The sequence below is a fragment of the Jatrophihabitans fulvus genome (genome assembly GCF_054781375.1).
Window position 1 is genome coordinate 337,780 of the sequence record NZ_BAAGUN010000005.1, and the last position, 12,291, is coordinate 350,070.

General features: G+C 72.0%; 9 protein-coding genes. 8 read left to right on the top strand and 1 reads right to left on the bottom strand.

Going from position 1 to position 12,291, the window contains the following annotated elements:
* Positions 1–51: 51 nt before the first annotated feature.
* The 5 genes from ACYVP9_RS17785 to ACYVP9_RS17805 all read left to right on the top strand — a co-directional run bounded on the left by ACYVP9_RS17785 (position 52) and on the right by ACYVP9_RS17805 (position 6,735).
* Positions 52–1,767, top strand: coding sequence for an FAD/NAD(P)-binding protein (locus tag ACYVP9_RS17785; RefSeq protein ID WP_460606254.1), 1,716 nt, complete (start codon positions 52–54; stop codon positions 1,765–1,767).
* Between the two features lie 10 nt (positions 1,768–1,777).
* Entirely contained in the window at positions 1,778–2,260 is a 483-nt protein-coding gene (locus ACYVP9_RS17790; protein WP_460606255.1) for a hypothetical protein, read from the top strand.
* A 76-nt stretch (positions 2,261–2,336) separates the two neighbouring features.
* Positions 2,337–3,872: an FHA domain-containing protein gene (locus ACYVP9_RS17795; protein ID WP_460606256.1), complete on the top strand. Its 1,536-nt coding sequence runs from the start codon at positions 2,337–2,339 to the stop codon at positions 3,870–3,872.
* Between the two features lie 11 nt (positions 3,873–3,883).
* The gene (locus tag ACYVP9_RS17800; RefSeq protein ID WP_460606257.1) at positions 3,884–5,920 is read left to right on the top strand and encodes a cation:proton antiporter; all 2,037 of its coding nucleotides are present in this window, start codon (positions 3,884–3,886) and stop codon (positions 5,918–5,920) included.
* Complete coding sequence (locus ACYVP9_RS17805) at positions 5,917–6,735, top strand: serine/threonine-protein kinase (RefSeq protein ID WP_460606258.1); 819 nt, start codon at positions 5,917–5,919, stop codon at positions 6,733–6,735. Before ACYVP9_RS17800 ends, ACYVP9_RS17805 begins: the two co-directional genes overlap by 4 nt.
* Before the next feature lie 24 nt (positions 6,736–6,759).
* Here the strand turns inward: ACYVP9_RS17805 and ACYVP9_RS17810 are convergent, their stop codons facing one another.
* Positions 6,760–7,914: an EAL domain-containing protein gene (locus ACYVP9_RS17810; protein ID WP_460606259.1), complete on the bottom strand. Its 1,155-nt coding sequence runs from the start codon at positions 7,912–7,914 to the stop codon at positions 6,760–6,762.
* A gap of 376 nt (positions 7,915–8,290) precedes the next feature.
* Here ACYVP9_RS17810 and ACYVP9_RS17815 point away from each other — a divergent pair, with 376 nt between their 5' ends.
* The 3 genes from ACYVP9_RS17815 (at position 8,291) to ACYVP9_RS17825 (ending at position 12,283) form a co-directional block, all read left to right on the top strand.
* Positions 8,291–10,201, top strand: coding sequence for a S53 family peptidase (locus tag ACYVP9_RS17815; protein WP_460606260.1), 1,911 nt, complete (start codon positions 8,291–8,293; stop codon positions 10,199–10,201).
* Between the two features lie 85 nt (positions 10,202–10,286).
* Positions 10,287–11,555, top strand: coding sequence for a MurT ligase domain-containing protein (locus ACYVP9_RS17820; RefSeq protein WP_460606261.1), 1,269 nt, complete (start codon positions 10,287–10,289; stop codon positions 11,553–11,555).
* Complete coding sequence (locus ACYVP9_RS17825; RefSeq protein ID WP_460606262.1) at positions 11,552–12,283, top strand: type 1 glutamine amidotransferase; 732 nt, start codon at positions 11,552–11,554, stop codon at positions 12,281–12,283. The genes ACYVP9_RS17820 and ACYVP9_RS17825 overlap by 4 nt, the downstream gene beginning before the upstream one ends.
* Positions 12,284–12,291 lie beyond the last annotated feature (8 nt).

Below are 12,291 nucleotides of genomic sequence, written 5' to 3' on the forward strand. Positions count from 1 at the left end.
TACGTCGACCCGGTTCGAAGGACGCCGGATCAGTAGGTGGGGAGTCGCACCATGTCGTACCAGCAACCGCCGGGCAGCGCACCGTTCCCCGGCGGTCAGCATCCGGTGCCCCCTCCCGCCGCTGGGCCGGGCGGCCCGCAACCCGGCTACCAGCCCGCACCGCAGCCCGGGTGGACGCCCGGCTGGGCACCCGGCCAGCCGCCGCCGCAGGCCCCGCCCGCGCCTCAGGCCCCTCGTCCGCCGCAGGGACAGCAGGCCGGCCCGGGCGACCTCACCGACGAGCTGCTGCAGTCCGACTGGTGGTCCGACGACATGGTGCAGCGCGCCGGCATCCCGATCGTGGACGTCCCGTTCGTGACGGTGGGCGGCGGCATCGGCTCGTTCGTGACGGTCGACTACCTGCGCATCGCCGGGGTGCCGGTCGACCAGATCAAGATCCTGTCGAACATCGACCACCCGTGGCAGACGTACGAGTACCTGACCCGCGTCTCGCAGATCCCCCGCCCCGAGCGCATCCGGTCGGACTCCGCGTCCCGTCCGGACAACATCTGGGGCTTCCCGTCGTACGCCATCGAGGAGGCGTGGCGGGACAAGTCGCTCAAGCAGGCGATCAACGTCTTCCTCGAGCCGATGTGGCGTGACTTCTACACGCCCAAGGCCGGCATGGTCTTCGGTCACCTCGAGCGCGAGGCCAGGCGCATCCGCTACTGGGACATGCTGGTCAAGGGGCAGGTGCGCATGGTGCGCCGCCGGCAGGGCGGCGGCTACTTCACCGTTCTCACGCCGCCACAGGGCGCGACACAGACGAAGCGCATCATCTACCGCTCGCAGTACGTGCACATCGCGATCGGCTACCCGGGGTTGAAGTACCTGCCCGACCTGCAGGCCTTCCGCACCGAGCACCAGGACTTCCACCACGTCGTCAGCGCCTACGAGGACCACGAGCACGTCTACAACCAACTGCGGACGCGGCCGGGCACCGTCCTCATCCGTGGTGGCGGCATCGTCGCCTCCCGCGTGCTGCAGCGACTCATGGACGACCGGGAGAAGTACGGGCTGCAGACGACGATCGTCCACCTGTTCCGCACCTACATCACCGGTTCGCACGGCAAGAACGCGTGGAACCGGCGCAAGGGCGGCAACGGCTTCGCCTACCAGGGCTTCAACTACCCGAAGTCGGTGTGGGGCGGCCAGCTGAAGTCCAAGATGCGGCGCCTCGAGGGCAAGGAGCGCGCGGTCGCCTACGACGAGATGGGCGGCACGAACACGCCCTGGCGCCGCAGCTGGCAGGCGCAGATGAACAAGGGCCGCGCCGAGAACTGGTACCAGACGCTGCAGGGCACGGCCGAGTCGATGGAGAAGATCCCCGACGGCCGCATCGTCACGAAGGTCAAGACCGACCGCGGCGTCTTCGACATCGCCGCCGACTTCGTCATCGACTGCACCGGCCTCGAGGCGGACGTCGCCGAGCACCGCGTGCTCAAGGACCTGCTCGACCACGGCAACGCCGGCCGCAACCCCAAGGGCCGCATGGACGTCGAGCGCAGCTTCGAGCTGCGGGGGACGGCGAGCCCGCCGGGTGCGATGTACATGTCCGGGTCGCCCACGCTCGGCGGTTACTTCCCCGGCGTCGACACGTTCCTCGGCCTGCAGGTCGCCGCGCAGGAGATCGCCGACGACCTCGCCCGGCGCGGGTTCTGCAAGAAGATCGGTCCGGCCCGCTCGGTCAGTCAGTGGCTCAAGTGGGCCAAGAACAAGCAGATCTAGGAATCGGACGATGCTTCCCACACTCAACGGACGGATCCAGTCCCGGATCTTCTTCCTCGCCACCATCGGGGCCTTCTGGACCTTCGTGATGGCCTCGATCCTCCCGGCCAGCATCAACGGGCAGGACGTGCCCTGGAAGTACCGGCTGCAGGACGGCTTCGTCGCCCTCATGTGGGTCGCGATCCTCGGCGTCGTCTGGGAGGTGATCTACCACTTCCTGATGCAGTGGCGGTGGGAGAAGGACTGGCCGACGTTCTTCGGCTTCATCACGTTCCTGCCCGAGGGCATCGTCGTGTACCTGCTCAGCAACGAGGGCGTGCTGCCCGGCTACGCGGGCCGCGAGGAACTGTCCGATGCGGGCATCGGCGTCACGCCGTTCTGGTTCTTCTGGCCGCTGTTCATCGTGGTGTGGATGGCAGTGTGGATCTTCGTGAACGGTCCGATGCGCGTGTTCAACATCCATTGGCGCTTCTTCGGTGGGCGGCTCGTATGAGCGAGGCCTGCCGAGCGAATCAATGTCATCGCGCGCAGGGAGTCTCGTGCGCGCACGGAGCGAAGCGAGTACGTGCATGAGCCTCAGACCCGCTCCGGGCGACGGCGCCCTCGCGCGTGCACGTGACCTCGTCCTCCTCTGCGCCGCCGGAGACCTCACCGCCGCTGCGCTGGCGGCGCACGCCGAGGCCGGGCGGACGGGCGGCGACGGCAACGACCTCGCGTCCGCCGTCGAGCGGGCCGTCGGCCAGGCGCCGTTCGCGGGTGTCACGTTCGGGCCGGCCTCGACCGGCGGCACCGCGGTGGCCGTCTTCGGTCACGCCTGGGCCGACATCACCACCCAGTACGGCGAGCAGCGGCTCGCCCTGCGCCAGGACGGCGGCGGCGTGCGCAGCATCCTGCCCGGTGACCTGGTCTCGGTGCGGGCAGGGCTGGGCGACCCGTCCGAGGTCGCGACGTCCGACTGGGCGCGTCTCGACGGCGGGGTCGTGCCCGCGGCCGGCCTGGTCTACGTGCCGGACGGCGCCCCGGGACGGCACGTCGCCGCTCCCCCGTCCGTCGCGGCTGCGCCGGCGGTCGCGGAACCCGCCGAGGTGCAGGAACCTGCGGCTGCGCCGGAGCCCCCGGCCGCGCCGGAACCCGCCGTCGCGGGGCTCGTCCCCGTTCCCCCGCCTGCCCCGTCGACGACGGGTATGGGCACCGACCCGGCTTCGTCCGCCGACGGGTACACCGACGGGTACGTCGACGGGTCGGAGCCCACGCTCGCCCCGCCGCCCGAGCCCCCGGCGCCCGCTCCGGAGGAGCCGGCGTCCGCTCACGCCGCCGGGGCGTCACCCGCGGACGAACCCGAGACGATCCCCGAGCCCCCGCCGCTGCCCGATCACCTGCGTGAGCCGGTGCCCGCTGCGGAGCCTTCCGTCGAGCCTTCCGTCGAGCCTCCCGTCGAGCCTTCCGCGCAGCCTCCCGTCGAGCCCGGCCCGGCCGCGCAGGTCGATCGCAGCCAGCCGTTCGAGTCGGTGTCGCTGTTCCCGGCCGCCGCGCCGGCCGTCGAGCAGCGTGCCCCGCTGCCGGTGGTCGACGCACCGCTGCCGCCCCCGGCCCCGGACGTCGCCCCGGCGGCGCACCCGGTGGCGGACGAGGGCGTCAAGGTGCTCGGCGTCTACTGCAAGAACGGGCACTTCAACGATCCGGCGGCCCGGTACTGCGCGGTGTGCGGCATCTCGATGGCGCAGCTGACGTTGATCCCGCGGCCCGGACGACGGCCCCCGCTCGGGGTGCTCGTGCTCGACGACGGGACGATCTTCAGCCTCGAGACCGACTACGTGATCGGGCGCAATCCCGACCGCCACGACGCGGTCACGTCCGGGTCGGCCCGTCCGCTGCGGGTCGACGACCGGCAGGGGACGCTGTCGCGCGCCCACGTGCACATCCGCCTCGACCAGTGGAACGTGACCGTGGTCGACCTGAACTCGGTCAACGGCACCGGCATCCTCGTGCCGGGTGAGCAGGCCTGGCGGCGGTTGCCCCCGGGCGTGCCCGTGACCGTCAAGCCCGGCACCGAGGTCGGGTTCGGTCAGCGCCGCGTCCGCTACGAGTCGCACACCAACACCTGAGGCGCACGGCCATGTTCGACGTCACGCACTTTCTCGCCGTCCTGGCGCTGATCGTGGTGCTCGCGCGCATCTTCGGCGCCGCGGCCCGCCGTCTCGGCCAGCCACCGGTGATCGGCGAGATCGTCGCGGGCATCGCGCTCGGGCCGAGCCTGTTCGGCACGTCCTTCACCGAGTCGCTGTTCCCGCTGGAACTGCGGCCCACCTTCTCGGCGGTCGCGGACGTCGGCCTCGTGCTGTTCATGTTCATCATCGGCTACGAGCTGGACATCAAGCTCATCCGCGGCCGCGAGAAGGTCGCCGCCTCGGTGTCCATCGGGTCGATCGCGTTGCCGATGGTGGGCGGCTTCCTGCTCGGCCTGTGGCTGGCCACGCGCCACGACCACGAGGGGGGCGCCGTCGCGTTCAGCCTGTTCGTCGGCGCGGCCATGTCGGTGACGGCCTTTCCCGTGCTGGCGCGCATCCTCACCGACCGGGGCATGCACCGGACCCGCCTCGGCGGCCTCACCATCGCCGCAGCGGCGGTCGACGACATCACGGCGTGGAGCCTGCTGGCCGTCGTGGTCACGGTCGCCGGCAGCCACGGCGACGACCAGTGGCACGTGCTGCTGTCGCCCGCGTACCTGATCGTGATGGCGCTGCTCGTCCGTCCGCTGATGAGCTATGTGAACACCCGCTTCCGCGAGGCGGCGCGGCTGACACCGGACCTGCTCGCGATCGTGCTCGTGCTGCTGCTCGCGTCGTCGGCCGCCACCGAATGGCTCGGTGTGCACTTCATCTTCGGCGCGTTCATCATGGGCGCCGTCATGCCCCGCCAGGACGGCGAGCAGCTGCGGCACAGCATCCTCGAACGGCTCGAGCAGCTGAGCGTGCTGCTGCTGCTGCCCGTGTTCTTCGTGGTGGCGGGCATCAAGGTCGACCTGCGCACGATCGACGTCGCCGCCGTCGTCGAGCTGCTGGCGATCCTGGGCGTGGCCATCGGCGGCAAGTTCGTCGGTGCCTACCTCGGGGCCCGCGCCTCCGGCATCAGCGGACGTCCGGCGGGCGCGCTCGCGGCGCTGATGAACACGCGCGGCCTGACCGAGATCGTCATCCTCACCGTCGGCGTCGAGATCGGGGTGCTGGACGAGTCGTTGTTCTCGCTGATGGTCGTCATGGCGCTGGTGACCACGGTGATGACCGGGCCGTTGCTGTCGGTCATCTACCCGAAGCGGCTCGTCGAGCGCGACATCGCCGACGCCGAGCGCGCGGCTCTCGCCGGAGACAGCCGCTACACCGTCTTCGCCGTCGCCGCCAAGGACGACCGTCCGGAGCGGGTCGTCGACGTGGCGCTGGCCATCGCCGCCGCGCGGGGCACCGCCCGCGTGGTCATCGCGCGGGTGCTGCCGCAACAGCGGCAGGCGCGGCTCGAGGTCGGCACCGGCATGGGCGCCGATCTGCTGGCCATGACCGCGAACATGACCGAGCTGCACGACCTCGCCGCGCGCGCCGCGGCGTTCCCGGGGGTCGAGACATCGGTGCACTCGCAGTTCGGCGACGACCCCGCCGGGGACCTCGCGCGACAGATCCGCGCGGCCGATCCGGACCTCGTGGTCGTGCCGGCCGGTACCGCGCTGCCGGCCGACGGGCGCCTGCCCCGACGGGTGTCGGTGGGTGACGTGCCCCCGGGCACGCCCGCGGGCGTGGCCGTCCGCGCGGAGGCGGGGGCGGACGGCGCCACGGCACTGCAGGTCGCGACACACCTGGCCGCGGCCCACGGCGTTGCGCTGCACCTCGTCGGCGGCGCCCGCCGCGAACGCGGAGTCGCGGCGGAGCTGGCCGCGCGCGGGGTCGAGGTCGTCGTCGGCGCGGAGGCGCCCGCGGGTGCCCTGCTCGTCGGCACCGAGGGCGACCTCGCGGTCCACCTCGCCGCGCGGGCCCGTCCGGACGACACCGCCGACGACCTGTCCGACTGGGTGCCGTTCGTGCACGGCGCCGCCGCGCCGCCGTCCGGCGCAGACCGTCCGGGCGGCGACCGCCGTCCCGTCGATGCCATCGAGAGGCAGTCATGACCACGACCCACGGCAGTGCGGGCATCGCCGACTACGACTTCGTCCGGTCGCTCGGGCGGGGCAACCACGGCGAGTTCTTCGTCGCGCGCAAGCCGGATCGGTTGCCCGTCGACGTCGAGTTCGTCGCCGTGAAGGTGCTGTCGGGGCCGACGTCCGAGGACGTCTTCCGCCGCGCCACGCGCGAGCTCGCCGCGTTCGCCGCGGTGCAGTCGCCCTACCTGGTGTCGCTGTACGACGCGGGCCAGCAGGGCAACTCCTTCTACTACGCGATGGAGTACCTGCCGGACGGGTCGCTCGGCGCGATGATCACCGCAGGACACGTCGACCGGGCGCGGGCGATCGCCGCGGTGGCGGACGCCAGCCGCGCGGCCCACGCGCTGCACGAGGCCGGGCTGGTCCACCGTGACATCAAGCCCGAGAACGTGCTGCTGCACGAGGGCGGGGCCAAGCTCGCCGACCTCGGCCTGAGCCACGTGCTCGCACCGGGCGTCACCGTCACCGGCATGGGCGAGGTGACCTCGATCGAGTACACCGACCCCGCCCTGCTGCAGGGGGCGGCGCCGTCACGGGCCACCGACATCTTCTCGCTCGGCGCCACGTTGCACCGCGCGCTGTCGGGCACCGGCCTCTACGGCGAGCTGCCGTCCGGCGACGCGATGCTCGCGCTGCGCAAGGTGTTCTCGCAGCCGCCGACCGTCGACCCGGGTCTCGATCCCGCGGCGGCGGAGCTGGTCGGGTGGGCGATCGGCGGCGCCGCGGCCGACCGTCCGAACACCGCGCTGGAGTTCGCCGAGCGACTCGAGACTTTGCGCTGATTCACGTGAAACCCCTGACCGCGGTCAGGGGGTGTCGGTCGACCCGTCCGAGCTCAGGTGGGCCAGCAACCGTTCGATGCGCACGATGCCGAGGAACCGTCCGGCCGTGTCGGTGCAGGCGAGAGGGCCGAACCGGGTCTCGCGGGGACGCGCCATCGCGCGGGCGACCGTGTCGGCGACCGGTGTCTCGACGGGCACGACGAGCACGTCGTGGTTCGCCCATCCGGTGGCGGAGTGCTCCAGCACGGCGGTGGGCCGCTGGTCGCCGTCGAGGACGACCATCACGTCGAAGCCGATCGTCCCCGGCTGCAGCGACCCCGCCGCGACCGCGTCCCGGGTGGTGTACGCCTGCTCCAGCAGCGGACGGAGCCGATCTCCGCGCGCGGTGGTGAGCTCGGGCAGCGCCCGGCCGGCGAGGACGTCGGCGGACGGCCAGAACCGCCGGCCCTCGCCGACGAGCGGGCCCTGGGCGAGGGGCACCCCGAGCCCCGCCAGCGAGCGGAGCTCGGCGGTGGTCGTCACGCCCTCGGCGAGGATCCACGCGTCGAGCTGGCCGGCGAGCTGGCCTATGACCTCGACGGCCGAGCGCTTGGCCTCGGAGCTGTCGACACCGCGGATCCAGTCGCGCCCGAGCCGCAGCAACGAGGGCTTCAGCCGCACGATCGACGTCAGTTCCGGTTGCGCCGCGCCGTTGCCGCCCACGGCGATGCGGGCGCCGCGCTCGCGGTACTCGGCGAGGGCGAGTTCGAGATCGCCGACCGGACGGCCGGCGCTGAAGCCGGTGACGTCGAGGATCACGCCGGCGAGCGAGTCGCGCGAGGCCAGTGCGTCGCGCACCGCGGGTCGGGCGGCGACGTCGGCTCCGACCGGCAGGGTCAGGAACGTGTGCTTCGGCAGCGTCGGCACCGCGGCGAGCGCGGTGCGGATGGCGTGCGCGGTCGTCTCGCCCGAGCGATCGGGCCCGGACGGGGCCACCGGCGGGCCCGACGGTGCCGGGCGGCCCGGGTCGGTGTGCACCTGGGCCTGGTAGCCGGCAGCGACCCCGCGCTCGACGTCCAGGATCGGTATGTAGCGGACCTCGGGACGAGGCGGTGTCGGCACGCCGTCCCGGGCGGGACCCGGGCGCGGGCGCGCGGACCGCAGTGCGGGGCTGTTCGTGTCCATGTCGGTGACGCTCACCCGAGCGTCACCTCGCAGCGGTCGACAGTCACGGCGTCCGGCGCGTGCACGTCGCGGTCACCGCCCTCGAGGTCACAGGTCCGGTTCGCGTCACGACCGAGCACGCCGCGAACACAGGCACATGTCTTCACTGTCGACCTTCCGTCGCCGAGTCCACCCACACGGCCGACCCCCCCGCCGTCCGGAACACGCTAGCGAGGTCGTGAAGGCGTTGTAAAGCAAATCTCTTACACGGAGGCAACATCTTGCCGCGTGCAACAACGTGCACGGCACGAAGTGGACAGCGAGCGCCGTCCCGTACGCCGCAATTCCGACTTAGCGTCGTGCGATGTGCGTTGCGTAAGAGACGCACAACAATCGGATGTGGAGGAGCTTCATGCACAAGCGCGGCATCACCGCGGGGATGGTCGCCGTCACCACGGCGCTCGTCACCTCGGTCACCGCCACGGGGGATGCATCAGCAGCGGCGTCGCCCCAGGCCGTACCGCACACCAAGCCCGCCTGGACCGCCCACGCGCGCAGCCTGGGTCACGCGAGCGACAGCGCCCGCGTGCACGCCCGGGTCTACCTCGCGCCGCGTGGTGGTCTCGACGCCGTCAAGCAGGTCGCCACCGCGGTCTCGACGAAGGGCAACGCGCAGTACCACCGGTTCCTGTCGAGCGCGCAGTACCACGCTCGCTTCGACCCGACGGGGGCCACGGTCTCGAAGGTGTCGTCCTACCTGCGCGACAGCGGCCTGAAGGTCGGCGCCGTCGGCGGCAACAACCGGTACGTGACCGTCACCGGCAGCGCGAAGGCCGCGCGCAAGGCCTTCGGCGCCCAGCTCGACCGGTTCCGCCACGACGGCCGCACCGTGCAGGCGCCGACGAAGAGCCTCACCGTCCCCGCGTCGCTGCGCTCCAGCATCCTCACGATCAAGGGTCTGGACACCACGCCCAGGCGGGTCAGCCCGAGCAGCAAGCAGGCGGCGCCGCCGTCCGCGGGCTTCCGCAACGCCCGGCCGTGCTCGATCGCCTATGGCTCGGTCAAGGCCACGTACAAGGCCGACTTCAAGACCAAGCTGCCGAAGTTCCGCGGCCAGACGCTGTCGTACGCGCCGTGCGGCTACACCGGCCCGCAGCTGCGTCCGGCCTACGAGGGCGACACGACCCTCGACGGCACCGGCGTCACCGTCGCCATCACCGACGCCTACGCCTCGCCCACCGCGAAGAAGGACGCCAACACCTACGCCGCGCGCCACGGTGACGGCACGTATGCGGCCGGCCAGTACTACGAGACCAAGGCCGCCAAGTTCACGCACCAGAAGGACTGCGACCCGTCCGGCTGGTACGGCGAGGAGACGCTGGACATCGAGGCCGTGCACGCGATGGCACCGGGCGCCAGGATCCACTACTACGGCGCCGCCAGCTGCTTCGACGACGACTTCCTCGACACGCTCGCGCAGGTCGTCGACGACGACGACAGCCAGCTGGTGACGAACTCGTGGAGCGACCTCGAGGCCAATGAGAGCGCCGACAGCGTCGCCGCCTACGAGGCCGTCTTCCTGCAGGGCGCGACCGAGGGCATCAGCTTCATGTTCTCCTCGGGCGACAGCGGCGACAACCTTGCCGGCTCCGGCGTCCGCACGGTCGACTACCCGTCGTCCGACCCGTACGCCACCAGCATCGGCGGCACCTCGACGGCGATCGGCCAGACCGGCGCGATCGACTTCCAGACCGGCTGGGGCACCACCAAGTACACCCTGTCGTCCGACGGCAAGAGCTGGACGTCCGCGGGGTACCTGTACGGCGCCGGCGGCGGCCAGTCGGCGCTGTTCAACAAGCCCGACTACCAGCAGGGTGTCGTGGCGGGCCCGTACCGCAACACCCCGGACGTCGGCCTCGACGCCGACCCCAACACCGGCATGCTCGTCGGCCAGACGCAGACGTTCTCCGACGGCGTCTACTACGACGAGTACCGCATCGGCGGCACCAGCCTGGCGTCGCCGCTGTTCGCCGGCGTCACCGCGCTGTCCCTGCAGCAGGCGGGCGGTCGGGGTGCCGGGCTGCTCAACCCGACGATCTACAGCAGCAAGAAGGCGTTCACCGACGTCAAGGGCAACCCGCCGCAGGCCGGCGACGTCCGCGTCGACTACGTCAACGGCGAGAACGCCGACGACGGGCTCACCTACTCGGTGCGCACGTTCGGCGAGAACGGCAGCCTCGCGACCACGAAGGGCTACGACAACGTCACCGGCGTCGGCGCCCCGAACCCCGGCTGGCTGAAGGCTCTCGCCCCGGCCAGCTGATCCACCGCACCTCGGCGACGGGGCGCGTCACCTCCGGGTGGCGCGCCCCGTCGGCGTCCGGGGCCCGATCGGTAGCGTCGTCGCCATGCAGGTACTCGCGGTGTGGCTGGGCAAGCTCACGCTGCTCGCGCTGCGGCTGATCGGCCGCCGTGGCAACGCGCTGCCCGGCCTCGTGGTCGAGAAGGTCTTCCCGCGCTTCCTCGCCCGGGCCCTGGCGGGACTGCCCGAGGGCGTCGTCGTGGTGACCGGCACGAACGGCAAGACGACCACCACCAAGATGGTGGCCACCGTCCTCGGCGAGAAGCTGCGGGTGCTCACGAACGACACCGGCTCCAACTTCGTCCGCGGTGCCATCACCGCCACCGTCGAGCATGCGAGCTGGGGCGGACGGTTGCCGTACGACGTCGCCGTCTTCGAACTCGACGAGGCGTGGGCGGTCCGCTTCGTCGAGCGGGTGAAGCCCCGGCACTGCCTGCTGCTCAACGTCATGCGCGACCAGCTCGACCGCTTCGGCGAGATCGACACCACCGCCCGGTTGCTGGGCAAGGTCGCCGCGGCGACCACCGAGCACGTCGTGCTCAACCGCGACGACCCGCGCATCGCCGCGCTCGCGGCGCAGACGTCCGCGGCGGTGTCGTACTACGGCGTCACCGGTGCCCTGCGCGAGGCCTTCCCCAACGACGAGGAGCTCTACGGCGGGCCGGTGCACGTGTCCGACCTGCCCGCGGCCGTGGAGCTGCAGCGACTGCCGTCGGCCGAGCACCCTGCCCTGGCGCTGCGCGTCGGCGACGGTCCCGAGCACGAGCTGGTGCTGCGCGCCGAGGGGCCGCACAACGCCCAGAACGCCTGCGGCGCCGCCGCCCTCGCCCTCGCCGTCGGCCTCGACGAGGCGACCGTCGTCGCCGGGCTCGCCCGCGTGCAGCCCGCCTTCGGACGCGGCCAGTCGTTCACGGTCGACGGACGGCAGGTCACGCTGCAGCTGGTCAAGAACCCGGCCGGATTCCGGCAGTCGCTGCGCACCCTCGACGCCGGCGCCCCCGACGCGGTGGTGGTGGTCATCAACGACGACTACGCCGACGGCCGGGACGTCTCGTGGCTGTGGGACGTCGACTTCCAGGCGCTCGCCCCGCTGCCGTCGCGCCGGTCGACCTCGGGCACCCGCGCGGCCGACATGGCCGTCCGGCTGCGCTACGACGACGTCCGGGTCGACGAGGTCGAACCCGACCTCGAGAAGGCGTTGCGCTCGGCGGTGCGGGCGGTCCCCGCGTCCGGCCGGGTCGTCGTCTTCAGCACCTACACCGCGATGTGGGCGCTGCACGCGGTGCTGCAGCGCATCGGGGAGGCGGTCTCGTGACCACGCCCGTGCTGACCCTCGTGCACCTCTACCCGCGCGAGATGAACATCTACGGCGACACCGGCAACGTGCTCGTGCTGCGGCGCCGGCTGCAGTGGCGCGAGCGTCCGGTCACGGTCGTCCCGGTCAGCGTCGGCGACCCGATGCCGTCCGAGGCCGACATCGTGCTCGGTGGCGGCGGCCAGGACGCCGCGCAGGGCGACATCGGCACCGACTTCCAGCAGCGCGGCGCGACGCTGCGGGCGATGGCCGACGACGGCGTGGTCATGCTGGCGATCTGCGGCAGCTTCCAGATGCTCGGGCACGAGTTCGTCACGCACGAGGGTCGCCGCATTCCGGGTGTGGGCGTCCTCGACGTGGTCACCCACGGCGGTCCCGAACGGCTCATCGGCAACAACTGGGTCGACACGTCCGACGGCATCGCGGCCGGACGGTTGGTCGGCTACGAGAACCACAGCGGACTCACCACTCTCGGCGCCGGCGTGCAGCCGCTCGGCAGCACCCAGGCCGGACGGGGCAACAACGGCACCGACCGCACCGAGGGCGCCGTCCGCGACAACGTGATCGGCACCTACCTGCACGGTCCGGTGCTGGCGAAGAGCCCGGTGTTCGCCGACCAGCTGCTCGAGCGCGCCTACGCCCGCCGCGGCGCCGACACCGCGCTCGAACCGCTCGACGACTCGCTCGCGCTGCGAGCGGCCGACGTCGCCGTCCGCCGCCCGCGCTGACCCTCACT